Source organism: Caulobacter sp. Root343 (genome assembly GCF_001425745.1).
In the GTDB taxonomy this organism is placed as follows: Bacteria; Pseudomonadota; Alphaproteobacteria; order Caulobacterales; family Caulobacteraceae; genus Caulobacter.
Map to the genome: position 1 here is coordinate 263166 of NZ_LMDF01000011.1, position 23912 is coordinate 287077.

Annotated in this window: 20 protein-coding genes and 1 pseudogene; 16 read left to right on the plus strand and 5 right to left on the minus strand. The window is 71.5% G+C overall.

Annotated elements, in window-relative coordinates; all coding sequences use genetic code 11:
* Positions 1 to 39: 39 nt before the first annotated feature.
* The 3 genes from ahcY to ASC70_RS23060 all read right to left on the minus strand — a co-directional run bounded on the left by ahcY (position 40) and on the right by ASC70_RS23060 (position 4931).
* Positions 40 to 1431, minus strand: a complete 1392-nt coding sequence (ahcY, locus tag ASC70_RS23050; protein ID WP_056055152.1) for an adenosylhomocysteinase — start codon at positions 1429 to 1431, stop codon at positions 40 to 42.
* Positions 1432 to 1561: 130 nt separating this feature from the next.
* Positions 1562 to 2617, minus strand: a complete 1056-nt coding sequence (locus tag ASC70_RS23055) for a DUF1176 domain-containing protein (RefSeq protein ID WP_056055155.1) — start codon at positions 2615 to 2617, stop codon at positions 1562 to 1564.
* Position 2618: 1 nt separating this feature from the next.
* Positions 2619 to 4931 carry an ATP-binding protein gene (locus tag ASC70_RS23060; RefSeq protein ID WP_056055158.1) on the minus strand — a complete coding sequence of 771 codons (2313 nt, stop codon included), beginning with the start codon at positions 4929 to 4931 and terminating at the stop codon, positions 2619 to 2621.
* Positions 4932 to 5085: 154 nt separating this feature from the next.
* Between ASC70_RS23060 and ASC70_RS23065 the strand changes: the two are divergent.
* The 12 genes and pseudogenes from ASC70_RS23065 to ASC70_RS23120 form a co-directional block, all read left to right on the plus strand.
* Positions 5086 to 5406 (plus strand): annotated as a pseudogene (locus ASC70_RS23065) (metallopeptidase family protein); the annotation flags it as partial.
* Positions 5386 to 5835: a metallopeptidase family protein gene (locus ASC70_RS26065; RefSeq protein ID WP_235522743.1), complete on the plus strand. Its 450-nt coding sequence runs from the start codon at positions 5386 to 5388 to the stop codon at positions 5833 to 5835. The pseudogene ASC70_RS23065 and the gene ASC70_RS26065, both read left to right, overlap by 21 nt.
* A 258-nt stretch (positions 5836 to 6093) precedes the next feature.
* Positions 6094 to 6723 carry a hypothetical protein gene (locus ASC70_RS23075; RefSeq protein WP_056055161.1) on the plus strand — a complete coding sequence of 210 codons (630 nt, stop codon included), beginning with the start codon at positions 6094 to 6096 and terminating at the stop codon, positions 6721 to 6723.
* Complete coding sequence (locus tag ASC70_RS23080) at positions 6720 to 8258, plus strand: hypothetical protein (RefSeq protein ID WP_056055164.1); 1539 nt, start codon at positions 6720 to 6722, stop codon at positions 8256 to 8258. Before ASC70_RS23075 ends, ASC70_RS23080 begins: the two co-directional genes overlap by 4 nt.
* On the plus strand, positions 8255 to 9829 hold the full coding sequence (locus ASC70_RS23085; protein ID WP_056055168.1) for a hypothetical protein: 1575 nt from the start codon (positions 8255 to 8257) through the stop codon (positions 9827 to 9829). Before ASC70_RS23080 ends, ASC70_RS23085 begins: the two co-directional genes overlap by 4 nt.
* Positions 9826 to 10380 (plus strand): hypothetical protein, encoded by a 555-nt coding sequence (locus ASC70_RS23090; RefSeq protein ID WP_056055170.1) that lies wholly within the window; start codon positions 9826 to 9828, stop codon positions 10378 to 10380. The genes ASC70_RS23085 and ASC70_RS23090 overlap by 4 nt, the downstream gene beginning before the upstream one ends.
* A complete protein-coding gene (locus tag ASC70_RS23095) occupies positions 10377 to 13142 on the plus strand; it encodes a hypothetical protein (protein ID WP_056055172.1) in 2766 nt (921 codons plus the stop codon). Before ASC70_RS23090 ends, ASC70_RS23095 begins: the two co-directional genes overlap by 4 nt.
* Positions 13139 to 15724, plus strand: a complete 2586-nt coding sequence (locus ASC70_RS23100; RefSeq protein ID WP_056055174.1) for a hypothetical protein — start codon at positions 13139 to 13141, stop codon at positions 15722 to 15724. Before ASC70_RS23095 ends, ASC70_RS23100 begins: the two co-directional genes overlap by 4 nt.
* Positions 15721 to 16107 carry a hypothetical protein gene (locus ASC70_RS25140; RefSeq protein WP_056055176.1) on the plus strand — a complete coding sequence of 129 codons (387 nt, stop codon included), beginning with the start codon at positions 15721 to 15723 and terminating at the stop codon, positions 16105 to 16107. The genes ASC70_RS23100 and ASC70_RS25140 overlap by 4 nt, the downstream gene beginning before the upstream one ends.
* Positions 16104 to 18326, plus strand: coding sequence for a hypothetical protein (locus ASC70_RS23110; RefSeq protein ID WP_056055178.1), 2223 nt, complete (start codon positions 16104 to 16106; stop codon positions 18324 to 18326). Before ASC70_RS25140 ends, ASC70_RS23110 begins: the two co-directional genes overlap by 4 nt.
* Positions 18323 to 19054: a hypothetical protein gene (locus ASC70_RS23115; RefSeq protein ID WP_056055181.1), complete on the plus strand. Its 732-nt coding sequence runs from the start codon at positions 18323 to 18325 to the stop codon at positions 19052 to 19054. Before ASC70_RS23110 ends, ASC70_RS23115 begins: the two co-directional genes overlap by 4 nt.
* Before the next feature lie 114 nt (positions 19055 to 19168).
* Positions 19169 to 19573 (plus strand): SWIM zinc finger family protein, encoded by a 405-nt coding sequence (locus ASC70_RS23120; protein WP_056055184.1) that lies wholly within the window; start codon positions 19169 to 19171, stop codon positions 19571 to 19573.
* Here ASC70_RS23120 and ASC70_RS23125 read toward each other — a convergent pair.
* Positions 19570 to 20052, minus strand: a complete 483-nt coding sequence (locus ASC70_RS23125; protein ID WP_056055186.1) for a GFA family protein — start codon at positions 20050 to 20052, stop codon at positions 19570 to 19572. The two genes, ASC70_RS23120 and ASC70_RS23125, sit on opposite strands and share 4 nt — an antisense overlap.
* A gap of 119 nt (positions 20053 to 20171) precedes the next feature.
* Between ASC70_RS23125 and ASC70_RS23130 the strand changes: the two genes are divergently transcribed.
* The gene (locus ASC70_RS23130) at positions 20172 to 20795 is read left to right on the plus strand and encodes a class I SAM-dependent methyltransferase (protein ID WP_056055190.1); all 624 of its coding nucleotides are present in this window, start codon (positions 20172 to 20174) and stop codon (positions 20793 to 20795) included.
* Here the strand turns inward: ASC70_RS23130 and ASC70_RS23135 are convergent.
* Entirely contained in the window at positions 20792 to 21496 is a 705-nt protein-coding gene (locus ASC70_RS23135; RefSeq protein WP_056055193.1) for an NAD-dependent deacylase, read from the minus strand. The genes ASC70_RS23130 and ASC70_RS23135 overlap by 4 nt on opposite strands.
* Before the next feature lie 157 nt (positions 21497 to 21653).
* On the opposite strand from ASC70_RS23135, the gene ASC70_RS23140 reads away from it, so the two are divergent.
* The 3 genes from ASC70_RS23140 to mmcB all read left to right on the plus strand — a co-directional run bounded on the left by ASC70_RS23140 (position 21654) and on the right by mmcB (position 23907).
* The gene (locus tag ASC70_RS23140; RefSeq protein WP_056055329.1) at positions 21654 to 22781 is read left to right on the plus strand and encodes a ferritin-like domain-containing protein; all 1128 of its coding nucleotides are present in this window, start codon (positions 21654 to 21656) and stop codon (positions 22779 to 22781) included.
* Positions 22782 to 22867: 86 nt separating this feature from the next.
* Positions 22868 to 23410 (plus strand): lipocalin family protein, encoded by a 543-nt coding sequence (locus ASC70_RS23145; protein WP_056055196.1) that lies wholly within the window; start codon positions 22868 to 22870, stop codon positions 23408 to 23410.
* A 41-nt stretch (positions 23411 to 23451) separates the two neighbouring features.
* Complete coding sequence (gene mmcB / locus ASC70_RS23150) at positions 23452 to 23907, plus strand: DNA repair putative endonuclease MmcB (RefSeq protein ID WP_056055331.1); 456 nt, start codon at positions 23452 to 23454, stop codon at positions 23905 to 23907.
* Positions 23908 to 23912 lie beyond the last annotated feature (5 nt).

Below are 23912 nucleotides of genomic sequence, written 5' to 3' on the forward strand. Positions count from 1 at the left end.
CGTCGCTCTTTATAGCGACAAGCCTCCTGGTCCCCAGGCCTAGTACCGGTAGTGGTCCGGCTTGAACGGGCCGGCTTCCGGCACGCCGATATAGTCGGCCTGATCCTTGCGCAGGGTGGTCAGCTTCGCGCCCAGCTTTTCCAGGTGCAGGAAGGCGACCTTCTCGTCCAGGTGCTTGGGCAGGGTGTAGACCTGGTTCTCGTACTTGGCCTTGTTGGTCCACAGCTCGATCTGGGCCAGGGTCTGGTTGGTGAACGAGGCCGACATCACGAACGAGGGGTGACCCGTCGCGTTGCCCAGGTTCACCAGACGGCCTTCCGACAGCAGGATCAGCTTCTTGCCGTCCGGGAATTCCACGTGGTGGACCTGCGGCTTGATCTCGTCCCACTTGAAGTTCTTCAGGCCGGCGACCTGGATCTCCGAGTCGAAGTGGCCGATGTTGCAGACGATGGCGTTGTTCTTCATCCGGCGCATGTCCTCGACCGTAATGACGTCCTTGTTGCCGGTCGCCGTGACGAAGATGTCGGCCTTGTCGGCGACGTCGGTCAGGGTCTGGACCTCGTAGCCTTCCATCGCCGCCTGCAGGGCGCAGATCGGGTCGACTTCGGTGACGATCACGCGGGCGCCGCCTTGGCGCAGCGAGGCCGCCGAACCCTTGCCCACGTCGCCGTAGCCACAGACCACCGCGACCTTGCCCGACAGCATGACGTCGGTGCCGCGACGGATCGCGTCGACCAGCGATTCACGGCAGCCGTAGAGGTTGTCGAACTTGCTCTTGGTGACGCTGTCGTTGACGTTGATGGCCGGGAACGGCAGCTCGCCCTTGGCGGCCATCTGGTACAGGCGGTGGACGCCCGTGGTGGTCTCTTCCGAGACGCCGGTGATGGCGCTGCGGATGGCCGAATAGAAGCCCGGCTTTTCGGCCAGGTACTTCTTCATCACGGCATAGAGGGCTTCTTCTTCCTCGTTCTGCGGGTTGTTCAGGATCGAGGGATCCTTCTCGGCCTTGGGGCCCAGCACGCAGAGCAGGGTGGCGTCGCCGCCGTCGTCGAGGATCAGGTTCGGGTAGCCGCCGTCGTGCCACTCGAAGATCTTGTGGGCGTATTCCCAGTACTCGACCAGGTTCTCGCCCTTGAAGGCGAAGACCGGGATGTTGGCGGCGGCGATGGCGGCCGCGGCGTGGTCCTGGGTCGAGAAGATGTTGCACGACGCCCAGCGGACCTCGGCGCCAAGCGCGGTGAGGGTCTCGATCAGGACGGCGGTCTGGATGGTCATGTGCAGGCTGCCGGCGATGCGGGCGCCCTTCAGGACCTGGGCCGGGCCGTACTCGGCGCGCGTGGCCATCAGGCCCGGCATCTCGGTCTCGGCGATGGCGATTTCCTTGCGGCCGTAATCGGCGAGCGAGATGTCCTTGACGATATAGTCGGCCACGGTCGGCTCCTGCGGAAGTCGTGAGAATGAAGTGTCTTGGGCGGGGCTTATACAGCCCCGAGCCCTTCCGAGCAATTAACGCATAAAGATATCCTTATGCGATGTGGGTGGTGCGGGTCGCGAGCCGTCGCTAACGGCTGCGATAGGTCTCGACCCAGAACTCTTCGGGCAGGCCTCGGCAAACCGAAAGTTCGCTGCGATCGGCCAGGACGAAGGCCTTGCCGGTCCAGACACGGGTCTCGGTGATCCCGCAGTCGGCGACGCCCCGGCCCTTGGCGTAGCTGTAGAGCTTCTGCTGGTCGGCGTCGTAGTTGGCGTTGGTGGCCATGGCCCGTTCGTCGGCGGCGCGCGGACCGCCCCCTTCCCCATCGCCCAGGTCGGCGAGACGCGCATGGCCGCCCGCCTCGTCGGCCAGCACCAGGGCCGAGGCGGTCTGGTAGGCGCCCACCCAGCAGGGGATCACCCACAGCACCAGGCCCGGCCCCAGTCGGCTCGACTCCGGAGCCTCCAGCGCCGGATTGTCGGACGTGCAGTCCAGGCCCGCGATGCGCTTGCGCACCAAGGCCGGGAGCTTGTCGGTCAGGCCCTTCTGGCTGACGGCTCGAGCGGCGCGGATGACCGGGGCCGGCGGCGGCGCGGGAACGGCGGCGGCGGGCGCGGCCCCCTTGGCGACCAGGGCGGTGACGCCGCCCACTCGCTTTTGCCGGTCGTCGATCCAGCGCAGGACGGCCGAAGCGCCGGACAGCGACACCGTCGCCACGGCTTTCTTGCCGGCTCTCAGCTCTAGCCCGGCGCCCCGCGCGATCGCCGCCGAAAGCGCCGCGCCGTCCGCCACGGCCCAGGTGCGGAAGTCCTCGTTGCCGCCTTCCGGAGCGTCGGTTCGCGCCACGGCCTTGCCGTCGATGAACAGGTCCAGGGCCCCCGCGACGCCTCGGCCCTGCTCGGGTCCCAGCACCAGGTCGAACAGGGGTGGAGCGTTCCGTCCGGCGTCGCGGCGGACGCGCAGGGCCACGCCGTCGACATCATCCGACGAAAAGCCGTAGGCCGTGCAGGCCCGGACATTGTCGCAGGCGCCCCACCAGTCCTTGATCTCCAGCTTGTCGCGGGCGGCGGCCGGCCCAGCCAGCAGGAGGACGGCGCACAGTACGGCCCATGGGGCCGGCGTCGGGACCACCAGCCGGATCATCCTAGAAGCCCAGCTCGGGCTGCATCGCCCCCGGCTGCTGGGTCTCGGGCAGGTGACAGGTGAAGGTCGATCCGGCCCCCGGTTCGCTTTCCAGCGCCACCCAGCCGCCGTGCAGCTCGACCAGCGCCTTGACCAGGGCCAGGCCCAGGCCCGGACCGCCCCGGTCGCGGCCGACGAAGCGGTCGAAGATGTGGGCCTGGACGTGGAACGGCACGCCCCGGCCGGTGTCGGAAACGTCCAGCCGCACCTCGCCCAGGGCTCGGCGAGCCTGCAGGGTGACCCGGCCGCCGGGCGGGGTCTGGCGCAGGGCATTCTCGACCAGATGGTCCAGGGTCTGGGTCAGGCGCTTGGCGTCGCCGCGGATCAAGCCGACGTCCTCCTCGCACTCCACCGCGAGCGTCACCCCACCCAGTTGGGCGTCCTTCAGGGCGCGCTCCTGGGCGTTCAGCAGCAGGTCGGCGACGCGGATGTCCTCGATCTCCAGCGCCATCTCGCCGGCGTCGATCTGGGCCATGTCCAGCACGTCGTCGATCGAGCGGGCCAGTTGGGTGGCGGCGGCGCGGACGGCGGCGACGTGGTTGCGGCCCCGCTCGGAAATGCCGTCGGCCCGCTCCAGCAGCTCGGAATAGCCGATGATCGTGGTCAGCGGCGTGCGCAGCTCGTACGAGACGTTGCCGACGAAGTCGCGCTTCAGCCGTTCGGCCTCGGCCAAGGCCGCTGAGCGGTCAGCAAGAGCGCTTTGCAGGTCGCGGGTGTCGGTGACGTCGGCGAAGGCGATCAGGGTCGCGCCATCGGGCAGCGGCCGGCTCTGATAGACGACGATGCGATCGTCCGAGGTCCGCACCTCGCCCGAGGTGGGGGCGCGCATCTGCGGGTCGGGATCGGCCACTCGCCCCTTCAGGTCGCGCCAGAAGGCCAGGTCGTGCAGGCGCGGCACGCACAGCTCGACCACGCCCTCGAAGTCGCCGGCCGCCTCCAGGGCGTGCGGGGTGACGTTCCAGAACGTCTCGAACGCCTCGTTGTGCAGGCGCAGGCGGCCGTCCGAGCCGAACACCGCGACCGCGTCGTTCAGCTTGTCCAGCGTGGCCTGCTGCACCTGGATCAGGGCGTTGTATTGGGCCCGCAGCTTCAGCTCACCGGTGATGTCGGAATAGATCAGCAGCATGCCGCCCAGCGGGTGCGGCTGGCGCACGACCTTCAGGGTCCGGCCGTCGGGCAGGTGCCAGAGGTCGTCGGCCTGGGGCCCCAGGTCCTCGTAGCGGGCCAGTTCGGCCGCCTTCCAGCTGGCGTAGTCGATGGTCTCGGGCAGACGGCGGCGCTGGCGCAGGCGGTCCAGCACCTCGCCGTGGGTCGGCCGCTCGTCCAGCCAGGCCCGCTCCAGGCCCCACAGCTCGGCGAAGGCGGTGTTGTGGTACGACAGGCGTCGCGTCTGGCTGAAGATCGCCACCGCCTCGGCGATGTGGTTCAAGGTCTCGTCGTGGGCCTCGACGTGCTTCTTGAAAGCGTCGCGGACGTCCTCGATCTCGGTGACGTCGGCGCAGAACACGCCCACCCCGCCGCCGTCCAGCGGCTGGGCCGACAGGCGGAACGCGCGGCGGCGGCCCTCCAGATTGATCCAGCGCAGGGCTTCGCGGCGTTCGCCCTTCTCGGCGGCCTCGATGACCAGGGCGTCGGCGGCGCGGTCGAAGGTCTTGCCGACCAGGGCCGGCGCGGCGGCCGAGGTTGCTCCGACGGCGCGGACAAAAGCCTCGTTGCCCCAGACCGCCTGGCCGTCAGATCCAGCCACCCAGGCCGGTTCGGCGACGCTGTCGACGAAGGCGGCGAAGCGGGCCGCCGACGGCAGGCCGGAATCCGCGCCGGTGACCGCCGACATCCGCAGCCAGGCCAGGGCCCCGGCCGCGCGGCCCTCGACCGACACCGAACCGCTCGGACCTCGGACCTCGAAGGCGCAGGCTTCGCCGCGCTCGAACAGGGCCGAAAGCTTGTGGGCGTGGTCGGGATCGGCCTGACCCAAAGCCGCGACCACCGCATTGACGTCATGGCCGACACCCAGCGCCTGGGCGCAGGCCGACAGGCTCTCGACGCCCGAGACCAGGCCGGCCTGGCCGCCCTCGACCTCGATCACGGCCGTGTCGAAGGCCTCGGCCCACGCCTGGGCGCCGGACGCCCCGCCCTCCTGCCGGGCCAGGCGCGCCTTGAGCGCGGCGATGCGGGCCTCGAAGCTCCGGCGCTGCCCCAGCGACCACAGGGTGGCGCAAATGGCGAGGCAGACCGCGCCGGCCGCCGCCGCGAGGATCAGGTCATTCGAAGTCATCAGGCGCGTCGCTTACCCCAGCGGGTCGTCGAATCAGAATCCCAGATTAGTCCGGCCATGACCAGAGCGCGATCAAGGCCGCACGTGACGGTCTGTCGCTATTTCGCCGAAGGACCGGATGGCGCTCGCCTTCAATCGCTCTATTTGGAGGGTCATGACCTGGTCCGACCGCCTCGCCCCGTCGCTCGACGACTTCGCCGCCCTGGCCAAACAGGTGCTCGACGCCCTGCCCGCCAACTTCCGCGCCCGATCTGGCAGGGTGGCGGGCCAGGTGGCGGTGCGCGTCGAGGATTTCCCGTCCGAGGCGATGCTGGACGACCAAGGGATCGAGGATCCGTTCGCGCTGACGGGCCTCTACCAGAACGCCGACCCGGCGGTGTTGCTCTTCCGCCGCCCCATCCTCGATGAATGGGCCGAGCGCGGCGACGTCTCGCTCGGCGACCTGATCAGCCAGGTGCTAGTCGAAGAACTGGGCGGGGATGCGCGTGTCATCGGAGCCGCGTCCCCCATCGAAGGGTTGCTCGGCCTCAAGGCGCCGTCCTCCGCCTATTTCGCGGAGATCGCGAACCAGACGCATACAGGCCTTCCGCCCGCGATCCGGTCGGCGGTCGGCGAAACGCGTGTGATCGTCGAGGATTTCGCCAACGAAGCCCTGCTGGCGTCCTTGGACATCGAGGATCCGTTCGAACTGACCGGCGTGTACGAAGGCGTCGACCTCACCCAGCGCAGCGTCCTCGACCTCGTGCCCATGCCCTCGACCATCCGCCTCTTCCGACGCCCGATCCTGGACGAATGGTTCGATTCCGACACCGGCATCGCCTCGCTGATCGAGCACGTCTTCGTACACGAGGTCGCCCACCACTTCGGGTACAGCGACGCGGACATCGAACGCGCCGAGGGTTAGCGGCCGAAGGCTCCAGCCCGCCCAGCCTTTAGAGTTTCACCTGCAGCCGATCGCTACCGATCGGCCAAGCCCCGGCTCTTGGCGCTAGAACAACACGCGAAACCGGCGCTGGCGTCCGCGACGGTTTGACCGCTTCCACGGTCAAGCTCGTTCAGGCGCGCTTCATCTTGGAAGGGAGATGCTTCGGCCCGCGCAGACGGCAGGCCCCGACGGGCTCGCGATCGTCTGCGCCTGCCCACCGGCGACGAGGACCGAGCAATGGCGGACGGCCATTTTCCAGACGTCGAACTTCTGCGGCGCGAACTCGCGGTCCTGATCCTCGAATGGGCCGGGAAGGCGGTGAAGGACGACCCGGACGGCGCGATGTCGATCGCCCTGACCCGCGCCGTGAGCGAAGCCGCCCGTGGCGCCGTCGCCGAGCAGCACCGGATCCTGACCGCCGACGCCGCCGATCGGATCGCCGAGGCGCTCGAACGCCGCGGCAAGAGCGGCGGCCTTCTTCGGGTCGCGTCCCCTTGGGGCCTCGGCCTCATCGCCGTCGCCGCGATCGCGCTGCTGGCCGCCGCCTTCCTCCTCGGGGTGCGGACGGGCAGAACCGAAGGCGCCCTGGCGGCGGCGCCGCCGCCGGCCGCGTCGGTCGCCGCGCCAATCGCACCGCTTGTCCCGGAACCCGACGCGCCGGCGCAGGCTCCGCCCCGCCCCACGGCCGAGCGGCCTCACTCTGCTCAGCGCGCCGCCCCGGTCCCCGCCAAGCCAGCCGCAAGGACGCCGCCACGCACCCTGGGACGGCCGGCCACGGCCAGCGGCGACGCCTCGGCGCATTCAGCCCAGCCGGTCGGCGCCGCTACGACGCCGCCAGCCGCTCCGACACCGGCGACGCCCCAATGACCGTCTTGGTCCCAACCGCCGTCATCGGCCCGAAGGCCCAGGGCCGCAACTACGGCCTGCGTCGCTACGCCGGTCCGCGCCTGACCTCCGAAAGCCAGGCGGGTCTCGCCGACTTCGCCCTCTCCCTGGCCGGGTGGGCCATGCTGCGACGGCGTCGTTTCGTCGCCATGCTGCCGCTCGCCGGCGACGGTTCACGCTTCGCCGTGGCGCGGGCGCGTCACCTGGGCGAGGGCGAACTTGGCCCGGTGGCCGTCGCCCATCTGCTCGTCGTCGACGCCGACTTGCTCGAAGCGCTCGACTGGGCTTCGCCCCGCCTGTTGCGTCTGTTGCCCGAACCGGAAGACGCCGCCTTCGGCCTCGAGCCGATCACGGTCTCGCCCGGCGACCTGACCTGCGCCGTCGCCCGGCCGCTGACCGCATCGCGCGTGGGCTGGGCCGACGTCGCTGTCGACGTCGGCGACGAGGATCCTGAAACAGTGCTCTGCGCCCTGGTCGAGGGCGTCGAGTCCTCGACCCGGCGGGCGCGCCTCACCGGATGGGCCAGCACCAGCCTGGTCGCGCCGGCTGGCGATCTCGATCCGGCCCGCGCCTTCAAGCTCGTGACCTACGCCTCGGCCGAGAGCCCGGCGGCTTTCCAGGCCACGCATGAGCTGCTGTCGCTCAGGGCGCTCGCCGAACCGTCCCTGGCCTGGAAGGCCTGGCTGAAGCTGGCCGCGATCGCGGAGCGAGAGCCGGCCGCCGCCGCCCTGCGCTCGGCCCGGTGGTCGCAGGACAAGGCCCGCCTGCCCGCCGACGACGTGATGTTCGAGGAGATCGCCTCGGCCTGCGCCGCTCTGACCCCCGCGGCGATGATCGCGCTGCTGCGCGCGGTGATACGCCATGCCGGCGGCGCCGACGCGGTCAGCGCGGCGCTGCGGGAGGGCGTGTCCGAGACGTTCAACGCCGTGGTCGCGGTCGCCGACGCGGAGGGGGCCGCCTTCTATGTGCGCGGCCTGGTCGACGGCGCTGATCCCGTCGCCCTGACGGCCTTGCCGGGCCTGGACGAGGTGATGGCCCGCCCCGCCGTCGCGGCCTGGCTGGGCGACATCGTCCATCGCCTGGACCTCACCGGCGTCGTCCGTCTGTGGGCGACGCGGCTCGCGGCCGACCCCGCCTTCGCCGAGGCCATCGCGCCGGTCGGGGCCGCCTTCCTCGACGCCACGCTCGACGCCGCCCTGGCCCGTCTCGACGACGAGGACACGCGGTGGCTGGCCGGAACCTTGTTGCGCCTGCGATGCGCGCGCGGAGCGGTGGAGGGCGCTCGCCTTCGCATCGCCCTTTCGGCCTTGCTCGCCGCGCCGCCGACCAGCGCCGACGCCGCCCTCGCCGACCCGAAGGTGCTGGAGGTCGCCAAGGCCTTCGCCCCCGAACTGTCGGCCACGCTGGCGGCTCGGGCCATCCCCGCCGGCCTGCGCCAAGCGCGCCATCCGGCCGAGTTCACCCGCGCCGCCTGGGCCCTGGTCGCCGCGGCCGGCGCGGAGAGGGCGGCGCGATGATCTATTGTGAAGTGTGCACCAACGCGTTCTCCGGCGAAGACTTCGCCGACTGCCCGCACTGCGCCCTGGCCGAGGGCCGCGCGGCCACGCCCGCGGTTCGCGCCTCCGACGCGCCCACCCCCACGCCCGGTGTGACCATGGGCGAGGTGATCGACACCCTGCGCCGCATGACGCCGCCCGAAGCCAAGCCTCAGGCGCCGCCGACATCCGAGCCGCAGCCGCCCGAGGGCCTGAGCGAAAGCCTGCGCGCACTGGTCGAGCAGAAGGTCGACCAGGCCGCCGCCGCGGCGTCGGAAGCGCCGACCTTCGCGTCCGAGCCGACCGAGGCCGAGCCCGCCGCCAACGGCCCCATCGTCGGCCAGGCCGCCCGCGAGCTGGACATCGAGACCCTGCGCCGCATCCGCGAGTCCGGCGTGTTCACCGTGGTGCTGCTGGGCTTTCCGACGGCCGGCAAGACCTGGTTTCTGAACCGGCTGAAGTATGAACTGCAGGAGGGCGACGCCTATGCCTGCTATCCGCGCCGCGCGCCGCCGGGCGACGTGGAGAACACCGTGCAGTTCACGGCCCACCGCTTCCGCAAGGGGGCCAACGACTTCTACGTCATCGACATTCCGGGCGAGCGTTTCCTGCGCGCCGTGGAGGGCTCGTTCCTCGGTGAGTCCAACACCCTGATGCGGCACGTGATCCATACCGGCCAGGCCTTCCTGACCCTGCTGCCGGCCGACGAGACCCTGCTGTCGGAGCTGGCCCACGACGTGCTGTGGCGTCGCGCCGCCGCTGGCGGGACCGCGGCGGTCGATCCGGCCGGCCTGCCGCCGCCCCAGGCGCTGATCGACCGGGTCGACACGCTGAAGCGGATGATCTCCCAGGCGCGCAAGGCGACGGAGGCCGGCGACGGCAAGGCTCAGGCCAAGCTCAAGGCCCTGGTCCGCGAGCGCAGGCGCCTGTTGGAGGGCGGCGTCGAACAGGCGCTGCAGCGCCTGGCCTCCAAGCACGAGGAGCTCGGCGAATATATCAGCGGCGTCGGCCTCATGGCCCAGCTGATGGTGGTGATGGAGGAGCGCGGCGGCCCCGACCTGGACCCGTCGATCGACGCCTACGCCGTGTTCGACCGCAGCCGCGACGCCGAGCGCAAGAAGCCGACCAAGCCGATGTTCATCGTCCTCTCCAAGAGCGACGACCTCACCCACCGCTCCGACGCGGTGCAATTGCCGATCCGCCGGCTACTGCAGGGCCATCCGCGCGCGGCCCATCTGCTGCGCGTTCTCCGGCGCGAGCCGCGCAAGGCCGACGCCTTCGCGACCCTCAACGCCTTGCGGCCGGGGGTCGCGCGCCAGATCGACGAATGGTTCGCCCTCGCCAGCTTCCAGTTCGCCACCGCCTTCGAAGGCGTGGCGCGCGGCTCGACGACCATCAATTACCGGCTGGGCCATGTCGGGGTCACCGAGCTGATCCGCGCCCTGCTGCGCTTGAAGGAACACACCGAGAAGCGGCGCGCCTGGGACGGGGTGGCCAGCCTGTTCCGTCGGCGTCAGCCGGCCGAGGCGCCGCTGGCGGAGCCGGCCCCGTGAACCGGCGCGGCGGCGCTGCGCCGTTGGTCGCCAGCGGTCTCCTGGCCATGCTGGCCATGGTCGGGCTCGCCTGGGCTTTCGGCCTGACGCCGCACCTCGGGACCTCGACGGTCGGCGCTGCCCCCACCCGGGGCGGGGGGACGTGGATCGAGCGTCTGGGCCTGTCGCAGCTCGAGCCCTGGTCGTCGCCGACGCCGGCCTTTGCCGAGCGCCTCGCGGCCCTGGGCGACACGCCGCATGGCGCGGCGCTGAAGCGAGACCTCTGCCAGGGCGCCGGCATGGACACCGATCCGGCCTTCCGCGAGGCGCGGCGGGCCCTGGTGCGCAACGACGCCGAGCTTTGTCCAGCACCCATCGAGCACGTGGCGGCGGTCTCGCCGGTGATCGTGACCCTCGGCCCGCGCCTCGGCTGGCCATGCCTGGTCGCGGCGGCGATCGCGGGCGTGGGCCTGGCGCTGTGGCGGCTCCTGGCCCTGAAGCGGGCGCTCGACCGCTGGCGGCTGCTGGGCCGATCCACCTTCGGGGCCGCGCGGAGGGCGGGCAGCGGATGAGCGGCGTCCTGCTGGGTGTGACCTGCCTGGCGCTCGGTCTGGCGTTCTGGCGTGTGGCGACGGACGGCGGATCCGCGCGACGCAAACCTTCGGCCTCGCGCATCGCGGCCCTCGCCGTGGGCGTTGCGGCGCCGGCCGTGCTGGTCGTGGGATGCCTGTTGACGGCGACGCTCCAGGGCAGGACAGGCGAGCTTCGCCTGTCCTTGGTTCGGCTGACGGCCGAGGTCCGCCAATTCCCGCTGCGTCTCGGCGGCGACGCCAGCCGTGACGACCTCGTCGTTCCCCGGCTGCCCGCCGGCTTCGCCACGGTCGAGCCCGATCTTTCGCGTGGCGGCGAGGCCCCGCCGCTGGCGCTGGTCATCGCCGGCACCGACGCCGCGCCGCCACAGACCGTGATCGGCCTGCGCCAGGGCCGACGCCTCGCCTGGCCCACCGCCCTGGCCTTCGCCGACGGGGACGCCGTCTGTGTCCAGGCGCCCTGCGAGAAGGCCGGCGCCGCCTGGGCCGTGCTGCGCGGGCGGGTGCTGATCCCCGCGAACTGGCGCGACGGCGAGGTCGTGGCGCGGCCCGGCGCCGGCGCCGGTCCGACCATGCCGGCGCGCAAGACCCTGCTGGCCTTCGGCGGCGTCAACGATTGGACCCCGGTTCAGGCGATCCATCCGTTGCGCGATTTCTTTCCTCGTCGCGGCGCCCCCGACTCCGGCGGCCTGCTAGCCGACTGCGATCGCTGGCTCTGCGTCGGCAAGGCCGGAACCCGCGCTCCGGCCCGCAGCTTCCTGTTTCAGCAAGGCGGGTTCGGCGGCTCGGCCTGGTCGATCATTCTCGCCGACCCGGGCGCGCGCATCGCGCGAGGCGGCCGGGTCGTTCCCTACGCTCCGCCCGTGGCCATCCCGCTCGGAACGGGAATCACGGTGGAGATCTTCGAACCACGCTTCGTCGATGGCGATCTCGATCAGCCGGACGCGCGCCGAGGTCGCCTGCAGCTGCGCCGCGGCCTGACCTTCGCCGAGCGTGACGGCCTCGCCGAAATCGCCTTCAGGACGCCGCCGACCGAGGTGGTCGGCCGTTGCGAGCCAAGTGGGACGCCGCGACGCTTGGGGCTCGAGGCGGCCATTGTCGGCGGGCTCACGGCCGACGCGCTTCGTGCGGCGCCGGTCGCGCCCCAGGGACCAGCCTGCGCCAGCTTCACCCACGCCAGGCTGGACGCGCCCGCCGCCGGCCCCGCCCTGCGCACCGCGCATCTCGCGCTGGATCGGCTGGCGGCGCCCTGGCCGGCGGTGCTGATCATCCTGGCCTGGACCGTCAGCGTCCTCGTCGCCGGCCGCGACCTATTCCATCGTCGCCCCGCCTTGTGGACGATCCTCAGCCTGCTGCATCTGCTGCTGGCCCTGCGGCTGCTGATCGGCCTGGCCGCCGCCGAGGCTGATCCGACGCTGGACTGGCGCGAGATCCTCGGCGACGCCGCCGTCGCCTATGTCGCCGTTCCGGCCGCCCTGCTCGCCTGGGCGCGGGCCGGCGAGCCGCGCCAGTCCGGCGACCTGACGCTGGATCTCGCCCCGCCGCTGACCGCCACCGCCGTGCTGGCCTGGACCCATCACCTCAGCGTCCTGGCCCTGTTGCTGATCGGCGCCTGGGGTCTCGCCGTGCTCTGGCGCGCCGCGAACACGCCGCCGGCCAAGGGCGCCGCCCCTTCGACCCTCGGTCGTCTCGCCGCGCGCTGGCGACAGCCGCCCTCCTCCCAACCACGATGGCTGTCCGGCGTCCTGCTGCTCGTCATCGTCCTGGTGGCCCGCCTCGCGGTCGGGGCTGTCGGCTGGAAGGAGCGCATCGACCTCGGGGTCACGGTGCTGGCGATCAGCGTCGTCTACACGCCCCTGATCCTGATCGGTTTCGGTCGCGTCCTGGCCGCCAGCGAAACCCGGCCGACCGGATGGCTTCGTCCGGGCGTCTTCTGGACGCTGCTGGCCCTGGCGACCTTCGTCGTCCCGTTCACGGTGCGCGACAGCGGCTACGCCCTGATGTTCCTGCCGATCGCCGGAGTCGCCGCCGGCCTGGCCTGGCGTCGGCGGGTCGCGCGCCTCCCGTGGACAGCGCCGGCGGCGGCGGCGATGGCCGTGCTACTCGTCCTGCCCATCCTGGGCGCCGTCGGCGCCGCCCGCGCCGATCGCCTGGGCCAGACCGCCCAGATGTCGCGCGGCCTGAGCGACGAGCAGGCCTTGGCGTCGCTGGACCGTCAGGCCAAGGCCAGCCAGAACCTGCTGCGGCTCTACCTGATCGCCGCCCCCGAGGCGTTGGGCGCGGACGCCTCGACCGAGGCCGAAGCCCTGAAGATCTGGTCGGCCCAGCTTTCGGACTATACGGGCTCGCTGTTCGGTCGCGGCTACCTGTCGCCGGCCAATCTCACGGCTCTCAAGCCGGTGCAGGCCACCGACAACCTGACCGCCATCCACCTGATGTCGCCGTTCGGACGCCTGGCGACTGGCCTGCTCCTGGCCCTGCTGGCGGCCGCAGCCATCGCCGTCCAGTTCATGACACGCACGATCGGTCTCGACGCGCGTCGCGCCACGGGCCTTCTGGCCCTGTGGTGCCTGTTCGGCGCCGCCACCTACATGACCCTGGCCAACCTGCAGCTGGTCCCCTTTACCGGCCGCAACGCCTATCTCCTGGCCCCGACCTCTGGGGGCGACCTGCTGGAGGGGGCGATCCTGGTCGCCCTCGCCGTCTGGGGCCTGGCCGAGCGCGCTTCGGAGGCGAAGCGATGAGCCGCCGGCCGAAACGCTCCGCGAGCTGGACCCGCGTCCTGACCATCGCCGCGCCGTTGGCCGCCGTCGTCGCCCTTGTCGCCGGCGCTCCGGCGGTGCTCGCCGCCCTCGGACGGCCGTCGGGCCAGGGTGTCGCCAGCGGCTATGATCGCCTGGTCGACGCCATCGCCCAGCGGCAATGGCTGTCGGTGCGCTACGACGCCCACGGCGAGCCGCGGATCGCCCTGCGCGACGGCCCGGTCGGCGACGACCGGCGTCTGCGCGCCTTCGTCAACGAGTCCTATCTGCGCAACGATCTCCAGGACCCGGCGGTCTGGCGGCTCAGCGACGACGGCCAATGGGTCGAGGGCATCGATCCCTACGCCCACCAGATCGATCGGCCGTTCTCGGGCGGCGGCGCCTGGAACGGGCCGATCCTGTTCCGCGCCGGCCCCTCGCCGGGTCCGCGCCTGCAGCCGCTGGGCGAGCCGCTCCCGCCCCCCATCGTTCTGGAACCGCGGGGCGCGCCCGCCGCCGCTTGCGACATCCTTATGCCGACGCGCCGCGCGAGCGCGCCCGGGCCGCGCCGGGCCCTCTCGATCTGCCTGAAGGATGGCGACGCCCCGCCGCACGCCGTCGGCTCGGTGATCCTGATCGGAGACCAGGCCGTCGTCCGGGTGCAGACCCCGTCGATCCTGGAAATCCGCGTCGGCGGCCGAGACGCGCGGCCGCGCGCCGACGGCGAGGTAACCCTGACGCCCCTCCCACGAGGCGAGACCCTGACCTTGCGGACCGGCCAGTCGGTGCTGCGCCTGCGCCTCGACGGCGGGCCGACCGATATCGCCCACGGCGAACCATCGGGCGCCCGCGCCTACTTCCCGGCGCTACAGCCCCTGGCGCAGCCGGTCGAACGCGCCATGGCCGGTCGACCGCCCAAGCCCCTGCGGCTGTCGCTCGACGCGCGCCTGCAACAGGAAGCCCAGGACGCCCTGTCCGCCGGTGTCGCCACGGTGCGCGCCAGCCCGTCGCCAGACGCCAAGCCAGACCCCGGCGACGCCTTCAAGGCCGCTGTCACGGTGATGGACACGACCAGCGGCCAGGTGTTGGCCGTCGCCTCCTGGCCGCTGATCGAGAACGATCTCGCGCCCGCTCAGCGCCGCATGCGCCGTGGCCAGAACCTGATCGACCAGAACCACAATTTCGAGCGCCTGCCTGTCGGCTCGATGGCCAAGGGGCCGTTCTCCCTGGCGATCCTCGACGCCGATCCGGGCTTGGCGACGTTGAAGATCCAAGGCGGCGCCACCGGCCGCGTCCGCACTGTGCTGGGCATGGATCTCGGCAAGGGCGGGTTCGACAACCACGGGCTCGGCATGACCGATTTCCCGACCTTCCTGGAGCATTCCAACAACCGCTACGCCCTGGCGCTGATGATGCTGGCCTATCGCGATCCGGCCGCGCCGTCCGCACCGGCGCGCGCCCAGCCGCCGCCGGTTGAGGCCTGGTCGCTGGAAGGGCGAAGCCGCACCGACACCCCGCCCTTGCCAGTGTTCGGCGAGGCGACGGCGCCGGGGCCGTTCGGATGGGTCCTGCGCCCGCCGCCCGGACGCGGCCCGGCCTGGACCGATCGCCTGGCCCGGCTGTTCGACCTCGACGCAGGCCAGGGCGGAGGCTGTCATTACGATGTCGGCGTCTGGCGGGGCCTGGCCGGGGCGACGCCGCCCTGCGCCTCGCCCTTGGCCGGCGCCGCGCCGGAGCGCGAGCACCTCGGGTTCGACGCCGTCGCCTCCTTCCGCAACGACTATCTGATGGCCGTGCTCGGCGGCAGCCGCTCGACCTGGAGCGCCATCAAGATGGCCGAGGTCTATTCGCGGATCGTCACCGGCCGCCAGGTGCGAGCCCGCCTCACCCCCGCCGCCGATCCGCCAGCCGCCGACCTGCCGATGCGCAGCCCTGGCGTCCGCGCCACGGTGCTCGACGGCCTGTCGCGCGTGGTGAAGAGCGGCACCGCCGCCTGGCTCGGCCGCGAGTTCGCCGGCATGGGCTACGGCCCGGACGTCGCGCTGTTCGGCAAGACCGGCACCATGAAGGTCGCCGGCGAGGCGCCCAGCGAACCAGGCGCGATCCTGCTGCGGCAACTTGCGCGCAGCGACTGCGGCTTGCGATGGGACGCCGCGGCCGGCGTGCTCAAGTTCGGCTTCGTCGCGCCGCGCGACCGGGCCGAGGCGGCGCGGCAGATCCTGGGCCTCAAGGAGACCCGCTGCCGGGTGCGCGTCGCGAGCCGGCGCGATCTCGCCGACCAGGCGGCGGCGGAGATGCAGCGCTACGCCTGCGGCTACCGCAACTGTCAGCCGGGGGATTTCGAGCCCGAGCCGGACGGCCGCGTCGTCACCCTCCCGCTGCGTCCGGTCGAGCCTCCGTTGCTCGACGGGCACGCCATCGCCGTCGTCGCCGTGCGTCAGGAGGGCGGGCGGCCCGTGCGAGGCCTGACCATCGTCGTCAATCTGCAGGACAAGCGCCAGGCCGAGACACCCGCCCTGGCGGTGGCGGCGGCCATCCTGCGCTCGCCCGCCGCCCATGCCTGGATCGCCGGAGGCGGGACATGAAGCCCTGGGTCCCGCGCCTCGGCGTCGCCGTGCTGTGGCTCGCCGCCATCGGCCTTGGCGCCGGGATGGCCCGGCCTTCGCCGGCGCCGCGTGTCGACGCCACGGCGCCGCGCTGGCTTACCGTGGACGTCGCGGCCGACAGCCCCGCCGCGCGCGACTGGCCGCACTTCTTCGCCTGCTCCGGCCTTGCCGGCGATCCCGTCCTGATGCGCGCCACCCTCGGACTCAACGGTGGAGGCTCGGAAAGCGTTTGGCGTCGAGACGGTTCGGACACGCCGATCCGCGTGGCCCTCGTCCCCCTCGAGACCCCGGCGGCGGACGAGGCCGATCGGATCATAGAGGCGGCGACCCGAGCCGTCGCCGATTGTGGAGACACGCCATGACGGTCCTCCGGACCGAGACGCCGCTCCGTCTAAAGGTCGACGGCTTCCGCAAGCCGCTGCGCCTGCGGCCGTTGCGCCGCGAAGGCGCTTTGGAGACGTTCGCGGTCGAGGGCGAGACGCTGGAGGCTGTGCGCTTCGCCCCGACTGGCGTCGTGCGCGACGTCGGCGGCCGGCTGACGGCCCTCCCTGACGTGGCCGACCTCTACGCGGCGGCGCAGGACGCTTTCGAGGCGCTCGGCCGGCGGCTGCGGGCCGTCGCGCCTCGCGCCGCCCTGCCCGTCGAGGACGTCGTCCGGGCGGCGAGCGGCTGCTTCTGGCTGCAGCCCCCGCCCGGCCCGTCCCTCGAGATGTGGTTGGCCGGCCATCCCGGCCCCGTGGCCGAGCCTGTCGTCGCCGCCTTCGCCCGCCGCTTGGCCGAGGCCCTCGGCGAGCTGCACGCGGCCGGCGTTGTCCACGGGGATCTGTCGCCTCGAGCCGTGCTGATCGATGACGGCGAGGTTCGCCTGACCGGTTTCATGATCGATCGCCGCCCGTTCTTCCGCGTGCTGCGCGGCCAGCAAGGCCTGGTCGAGTCCGGCTATGCGCCGCCGGAAGCCCACGACGGCGCCCTGCGCCATCCCATCGGCCCGGCCGCGGATCTCTACGCCGCCAGCGCCCTGCTCCAGCGTCTGCTGACCGGCAACGCGCCGCCGGCCGCCAACCTCGCCGCCCGTGTGGCCGGCGACAACGTCTGGCCGAGCGGCGTCGTGATGTCCGCCGGCTTGCGCGTCGGGATCGAGGCGGGCTTGGCGCCGGTCGCGGCGGATCGTCCCGCCAGCGCGGCGGCGTGGTTGGCCGGCCTGGATCTCGGCCCCGAGCCCGAGGAGAGCCCCTGGTTCGACGGCTTGGCGAAGGCGCCGCCAGCCCCTCCGTCGCCGGAGCCGGAACCGGAGACCGATCCGTTCGTCGTGCCGCCTCCGCCGGCGGTCGAGGCCGAGGCTGATCCGTCCGCACCGGCGCCGGCCGTCGCCGAAGCCCCGCTGACGCTCGCCCGCGACACGCCGGCCCGTCGCCGGCTGGGCCTGTGGACCGGCGCCGTCAGCCTCGCGGTGGTCGCCGTTGCCGTGGCCGCCGCCCTTGTCGGCCCCAAGCTCAATCCACGTCCGCCTTCCCGCGCCGAGGCGCCCGAAGCCGTCGCCCCCGCCGCGCCGACGGGCTGCCAGTGGCTTTCGGCCGCCGATGGCTGGCGGCTGCGCTGCCCGGACGCGCCGGCCCAAGGCCTGCGCTTGCCCGAACGGTTCGACGCCCAGACGACGGCGCGCGCCGCGGCGGGCGAGCCAGCGGCCATGGAGCGGCTGGGCGCCTTCTATCGCCTGCGGGCCGGCGAGACGGCCAATCCCGACCGCGGCGCCTATGCCTATCAGGCGCTGGGCTGGCTGCAGCGCGCCGCTGGCGCTGCCGACGACGGTCGACCCGACACGGCGCGGGCGCGCGACGACGCGGCCCTGGCGCTCGGCCAGATGCTGGCCCACGGCGAGGGCGGCCGCGCCCCGGACCCCGCCGCCGCCGAAGCGCGCCTTCGCCAGGCCGCGGCCGGCAGCCGGGCCGACGCCGTGCTCGCGCTCGGCCAGCTCCTGGAATCCCAGGCCGGCGGCGATGCCGATCGACTGGCCGAGGCGCGCGGCCTCTATGCCCGGGTGGCCCAGCTCGGCGACGGTTCGATCCTGCAGCGCGAGGGCGAACGCGGCCTCGCCCGCATCGACGCGGTCGCCAAGCCGCCGCCGGTCGAAGTCGAGGCGCGACCCAAGCCGCCGATCGACGAAAAGCCCGTGCAAAAGCCGGCTCCGGCGCGGAAGCCTATCCCGCCCAAGGCCAAGCCGTCGCCCGTCAAGGCCGTCGCGAAGCCGCCCGCCCCGAAGATCGAACCACCCAAGCGGGCCGCGCCCGTTGTTCCCGCCCCGCCGAAGCCCGCGCCCCTCCCGCCTCGCCGCCCCGTCGCGCCCGTGCGTGCGCCGACACCAACGCCGGCGCCGGCCCTGCGCACCTGGACCGCCTCGACCTTCGTGAAGGTCGATCCGACGGCGAACTTCTCTTCCGCGGTGGAGCTGGCCGGCCGGGCCGCCTGCGACAGCGAAGGCGGCGAGACCCTGTCGGTCCGCGCCGGCGACACTCTCTGCCCCAACGGCGTCAACTACTGCCAGGTGCGCGCCGTCGCCACCTGCCAAGGAGCCAGACCATGATCCGAGCGACGCGATCCCTCGTGGCGGCGGTCGCCGTCGCCCTGCTGTCGGGCGCGAGCCAAGCCCACGCCCAGAACGCCTTTCGGGGCGATTGCGAGCAGGCGCGGCGGTTCGCCGACTCCGTCGCCTTCAAAGCGTCGTATCGCGGCGTGCAGCGCATGACGCCCCAGGCCGCCGATCCCTGCGGGCGGGACGTGGTCGCGATCTACGATCTGAAGCGGCGCAACGAATCCAACGCCAACTACGACCTGGTGGGGCGCTACTATTATCTGTGGCCCGACAACGCCGCCTGCCGCGAGGAGGTCCACGACCGTCTAGCCGGCGTCGCCCGCATCACCCAGGAGGTGCGGCCCAACGGCCTGCTCTGCGAGGTGCAGCTGCACCTCGACTTCGACGTGGCCGAGGACGAGAAATACGGCCCCAACCGGTTCTCCAAGCTGATCACCCTGGTCGGCGCCGACACCTCGCGCTTCGCCGCCACCGCGCCGGGCGAGACCGGCGGGACGGTCTTCTACGAAGCCCCGGCCCATACGGTCGATCGCGCCGCCGGCCCCGCCGACGAAAACAGCGACGTCGTCACGGACCGCGCCGAGGCGCCGCCCCCCGCCGCCGCCAATCCCTACACGCCCGGGCGCCGCCAGTTCTTCGACCGGCGGCTGGGCCGCTTCTATTATTACGACCCGTTGCGCGAGGCCTACTTCTGGGAGAATGGCGAGCCTCGCGACTAGGGGCCCGCGCCGGCCAGCGAAGGTTCGAAAGGCCTGGGTGGGCGGCACGAACGACGGTATTGGATGCGCCCCACACCGCGTGGAACGACGACACCACCGCATCGAGGACGAGGAATGAGCCTTTTCGATCTGGACGCCTGGCGCGAGCGCATGGACGAGCGCTGGTTCGAGAGCGGCGCGGCCATGGCCGAGAAGGGCGACGTCGACCTGGTGGCGATCGAGGACGAGAAGGTCACCGCCCACGTCACCGGCAGCGCCGGCGCCCTCTATGTCGTCGAACTGCGCGCCCCGGCCGGCGAGGGCGCGTGCACCTGTCCCGGCTTCGAGAAGTTCGGAGCGTGCAAGCACCAAGCGGCCGTCGTCACCGCCGCCAATGCCGCCGACCTGTCCAAGGTCCGCGAGCGCATGTCCCGCCTGCGCGACGGCCTGGCCCTGGACAGCCGCGAAGCCCTGGTCGAGCGGCTAGTCGAGCTGGCCCGGGTGCAGCCGACCGTGCTGGCCGCGCTGGAAGACCGCTAGAGAAAGTCGTCGATCGCCGCGCGCTTCTTCTTCGGCTTGGGCCGCTCCCACATCACGCCGGGATAGCCCTTCAGCGGGACCAGCTTGCCGCCGGCAAAGGCCCAGTCGGGCGCCTGATCGAGCGAGGTATGATAGCGCGCCTCGCGGCCGGTGCGGGTCGTGAACAGGGCGCGCGGCAGGTTGATCATGGTCGGAGCCCGCTTGCGCTCCATGAACAGCGGCGTCCCACAGCGGGCGCAGAAACCGCGCGTGGTCCCCTCGTGCTCGTAGCGGGTCACGAAGTCCTCGCCGTCCAGCCAGCGAAACCGGCTGCGATAGCTGCCGACATAGGTGGCGTAGGCGCAGCCCTGGGCGCGGCGGCTGGCTTCCGAGTGGTCGTGGTACGCCCAGCGCGCCGGGACGCCGATCGCCAGGCGAACCGCGCCGCATGCGCACTGGCCCTCGGCTTCCTCGGCGGGTGGCTTCAGCGGCTTGGGCATGGCGGAACTCCGGCGACAATCCGTTTCGAATAAAGCGCATGGTGACAGTTCCTGTCAGGAGCCTCTCTTGACCCGGCGAGACGGGCCTGGGTTTTGTTCATCGGTCGGGAGGACCAGCCATGGCGTCGCTATACGAGCGCTACATTTTGCCGAAACTGCTGTGTTGCGCCTGCGGCGCGCCGGCTTTCCGCGAGCAGCGGACCCGGATCGTGCCCCAGGCTCACGGCCAGGTGCTGGAACTGGGGATCGGCGGCGGCCTGAATCTCGCCTTCTACGACCCCGCGCGGGTGAGCCGCGTGACCGGCGTCGACCCCTCCGCCGAGCTGCGGGCGATCGCCGAGGCCGCCCCACGTCCCGACGGCCTCCAGGTCGAGATCGCGGCCGGCGAGGCCGAGACCCTGCCGTTCGCCGACGCCAGCTTCGACACCGTGCTGTGCACCTTCACCCTGTGTTCGGTCCGCTCGCCCGCCGCCGTATTGGCCGAGACGCGCCGGGTGCTGCGTCCCGGCGGCCGGTTCCTGTTCTGCGAGCACGGGCTCTCGCCCGATCCCGGCACGGCGCGATGGCAGCGGGGGCTGGAGCCGCTCTGGAAGCGTTTGGCGGGCGGCTGTCATCTGACTCGGCCCGTTACGGCGGCGATCGAGGCGGCCGGCTTTCGGCTGGACGAGGCGCGGCGCTTCTACATGGACAAGACGCCCCGGCCGCTGGGTTGGTGCGAACAGGGCGTGGCGCGGCCGGCCTAGAGGCTAGCCAACACCTGCTCCACCCACGCCGGCACGACCTCGCTGGCCGGGCCATAGAGCTTCTGGTCGAACACATAGGCGTTGGCCGAGGGCTCCAGGTTGATCTCGCAGGTGGCGATCCCCATCGCCCGCGCCTCGGTGACGAAGCCCGCCGCTGGATAGACCGAGCCGGAGGTGCCGATCGAGACGAACAGGTCGGCTTCGGATAGCGCGTCCTCGATCTCGTCCATGAACAGCGGCGTTTCGCCGAACCAGACGACGTGCGGCCGGGCGCCGCCGGCGCGACCGCACGCCTCGCACACGGTCTCGGCGGTCAGCGGCGCCGTGTCGGGCCATGTGGCCTCGCAGTGATGGCAGCGAGTGACAGCCAGCTCGCCGTGCATGTGGATCACCCGCCGCGAGCCGGCCTTCTCGTGCAGGTCATCGACGTTCTGGGTGCACAGATAGAGCGCGCCGCCGCGCGCGGTCAGCTCGGTCTCCAGCCGGGCCAGGGCGAGGTGGGCCGCGTTCGGCGCGGCGCCGGCCAGGTTGGCGCGGCGGGCGTTGTAGAAGTCGCGGACCTTGGCCGGGTCGCGGGCGAAGCCCTCGGGGGTGGCGACCTCGCTGAGGTCGTACTTCGTCCACACCCCGTCCTTGTCGCGGAACGTGCCCAGGCCGCTTTCGGCCGAGACGCCGGCCCCGGTCAGCACGAAGATCTTCATTCTCTTCACCAACTCACGCCTCGAGCGAACTTGACGCTGCCGTCACTTTTCATTTGACCCGCTCGCTCACTTGAGTTGACAGTGTTCAGATAGGTCGAGGATCCGCGCAAGACGGACCCGGCCCATGGACGTCACCCGGCCGATAGGGAGCGCCGACATGACCGACAAGAACATTACAAAAGACGCCATGTACGACGCGGTGGCGCCGGACGACTTCGAGGCGATGCTCGAACTCGACCGCTACGGCAATCGTTCCAGCGCCTTCGACAAGATCATCTCGGCCACCCACGACCATTTCTGGGATCCGCTGGACAAGGCCTATATCGACTTCGACGAGCCGTTCGACATGGAGAACCAGGCCCTGGTGCCCGAGGATCTCGTGATCGCCCTGTCGACCGACTACGTCTCCGACCACCTGTCCGATCCCAAGCAGCGCATCCGCTTCATCAACCAGTCGGTGCTGCGCAGCTTCTCGTCGATCCTGCACGGCGAGCAGGGCGCGCTGAACCTGTCGGCCAGCCTGTGCCACGTGCTGAAGGACCAGGGCGCGCAGGAATACGCCGCCAACCAGACTCGCGAGGAAGCCCGCCACGTCACGGCCTTCGCCAAGTATATAAAGGCCCGCTGGGGCAAGCCGGTCGCGTGCGGCCCGGCCCTGCAGACCCTGCTGGTCGAGATCATCGGCGCGCCCGAGGTCTACAAGAAGATCATCGGCATGCAGATGCTGGTCGAGGGCCTGGCCATGGGCGCCTTCGCCACCTTCTACAACCAGATCCACGATCCGGTCGGCAAACGCCTGCTGCAGCTGGTGATGACCGACGAGGCCTTCCACCACAAGTTCGGGAAGATCTGGGCCGACCGCACGGTGCCCAAGCTGACACCCGAAGAGCACGCCATCATCGAGGACTGGGCGGCCCACTGCTTCCAGACCCTGCTGTTCAACCTGGTCTCGCCGCACCAGCAGCTGGACCTCTATGCCGAATTCGGCCTGGACCCCGACAAGGTGGTCGAGGAGTACGGGAAGATCATGACCGACGACCTGCGTCGGGAGAACATGAAGGAGCAGACCAACATCTTCCGGGTGCTGGTCAAGACCCTGCTCAACGCCGGCATCATCACCGACCGCACCCGCGCCTTCTACGCCATGTACGTCGACGTCGACGAGCTGAAGGCCGAGGGCGACCGGATGGTCGGCGACGACATCGCCGAGGAGGGCATCCGCCACCTGCAGGCCATCAACTTCAAGAACCGACCCGCGAATGGGGTCAGCATCGCGGCCGAATAGGCCTCGAGGCTCGCTTTATCGACCGCCCCGCCGGGAACGCCGACGGGGCGGTTCGCGTTTGGGCCAACCTGTAGCAAGGTGGGCTCATGCGCCGGATCAAGACCACCGTCCTCGCCGTTATGGCCCTGGCCCTCGCCGCGAGCGCGGCGCTGGCCGGCGCTCCGCCGCCCGCCAAACCGGTCACCGCCGACTTCTATTCCGGACGCTGGTACGAGATCGCCCGCACGCCCAACTTCGGCCAGCGCGACTGCGAGGCTCCGACCACCGACTTCACCGCGCCAGACTCCAGTGCAAAGGACGGCGCCAGCTTCAAGGTCCTCCAAACCTGCCGTCGTGGCGGGCCTCACGGGACTGAAAAGGTCTTCACCACCACCGGCCGGATCATCGACGGCAGCCAGAACACCCGCTTCACGATGAGCTTCCTGGGGGGACTGAGGAAACAGGAATACTGGGTCCTCGACTGCGCCAACGATCACAGCTGGGCGATCATGGCCACGCCGGGCGGCAACTATGTGTGGCTGATCTCCCGCAAGCCCGACATGCCCGCCGCCACCAAGGCGGTGGCGATCGAGCGGGTGAAGGCGCTGGGCTACGAGAAGCTGGAATATCCGGAGCACCCGGCGGTGTGACGGTCTTGATCCGCGAACAAAGCTGGAACATGATCCGGCCGATGGACGTGATCATCCAACTTCAGAGCCGCCCGGAGACCACCCTGGCCGTGACCCGGGGCGCCGCGCGGCTGCTGATCGACCTGGGCTATGCGCCGCTGGCCGAGGTCACCCTGCCCAATGGGCGGCGGGCCGACCTGATGGCGCTGGGGCCCAAGGGCGACATCCTGATCGTCGAGGTGAAGTCGGGGCTGGAGGATTTCCGGGTCGACCGGAAGTGGGGCGAATACGCGCCCTATTGCGACGCTTTCTACTTCGCCGTCGCGCCGCATTTTCCCGAGGGCGTCCTGCCCGAAGAGCCCGGCCTGGTGGTCGCCGACGGCTTCGGCGGCGCGGTCGTGCGCGAGGCGCCGCTCACGCCCCTGGCGCCGGCGCGTCGCAAGGCCCTGACCTTGGCGTTCGCGCGCCTCGCCGCCTTGCGGGCGGCGGGCGTGCAGGCCGAGCGCCTAAGCTTGTAGTTCAG

What these genes read in the sequence shown, in the direction of transcription:
- ASC70_RS23055 (WP_056055155.1), bottom strand. Translation starts at nt 2,617, where the DNA reads ATGATCCGGCTGGTGGTCCCGACGCCGGCCCCATGGGCCGTACTGTGC.
- ASC70_RS23060 (WP_056055158.1), bottom strand. Translation starts at nt 4,931, where the DNA reads ATGACTTCGAATGACCTGATCCTCGCGGCGGCGGCCGGCGCGGTCTGC.
- ASC70_RS23075 (WP_056055161.1), top strand. Translation starts at nt 6,094, where the DNA reads ATGGCGGACGGCCATTTTCCAGACGTCGAACTTCTGCGGCGCGAACTC.
- ASC70_RS23080 (WP_056055164.1), top strand. Translation starts at nt 6,720, where the DNA reads ATGACCGTCTTGGTCCCAACCGCCGTCATCGGCCCGAAGGCCCAGGGC.
- ASC70_RS23085 (WP_056055168.1), top strand. Translation starts at nt 8,255, where the DNA reads ATGATCTATTGTGAAGTGTGCACCAACGCGTTCTCCGGCGAAGACTTC.
- ASC70_RS23095 (WP_056055172.1), top strand. Translation starts at nt 10,377, where the DNA reads ATGAGCGGCGTCCTGCTGGGTGTGACCTGCCTGGCGCTCGGTCTGGCG.
- ASC70_RS23100 (WP_056055174.1), top strand. Translation starts at nt 13,139, where the DNA reads ATGAGCCGCCGGCCGAAACGCTCCGCGAGCTGGACCCGCGTCCTGACC.
- ASC70_RS25140 (WP_056055176.1), top strand. Translation starts at nt 15,721, where the DNA reads ATGAAGCCCTGGGTCCCGCGCCTCGGCGTCGCCGTGCTGTGGCTCGCC.
- ASC70_RS23110 (WP_056055178.1), top strand. Translation starts at nt 16,104, where the DNA reads ATGACGGTCCTCCGGACCGAGACGCCGCTCCGTCTAAAGGTCGACGGC.
- ASC70_RS23115 (WP_056055181.1), top strand. Translation starts at nt 18,323, where the DNA reads ATGATCCGAGCGACGCGATCCCTCGTGGCGGCGGTCGCCGTCGCCCTG.
- ASC70_RS23120 (WP_056055184.1), top strand. Translation starts at nt 19,169, where the DNA reads ATGAGCCTTTTCGATCTGGACGCCTGGCGCGAGCGCATGGACGAGCGC.
- ASC70_RS23125 (WP_056055186.1), bottom strand. Translation starts at nt 20,052, where the DNA reads ATGCCCAAGCCGCTGAAGCCACCCGCCGAGGAAGCCGAGGGCCAGTGC.
- ASC70_RS23130 (WP_056055190.1), top strand. Translation starts at nt 20,172, where the DNA reads ATGGCGTCGCTATACGAGCGCTACATTTTGCCGAAACTGCTGTGTTGC.
- ASC70_RS23135 (WP_056055193.1), bottom strand. Translation starts at nt 21,496, where the DNA reads ATGAAGATCTTCGTGCTGACCGGGGCCGGCGTCTCGGCCGAAAGCGGC.
- ASC70_RS23140 (WP_056055329.1), top strand. Translation starts at nt 21,654, where the DNA reads ATGACCGACAAGAACATTACAAAAGACGCCATGTACGACGCGGTGGCG.
- ASC70_RS23145 (WP_056055196.1), top strand. Translation starts at nt 22,868, where the DNA reads ATGCGCCGGATCAAGACCACCGTCCTCGCCGTTATGGCCCTGGCCCTC.
- mmcB (WP_056055331.1), top strand. Translation starts at nt 23,452, where the DNA reads ATGGACGTGATCATCCAACTTCAGAGCCGCCCGGAGACCACCCTGGCC.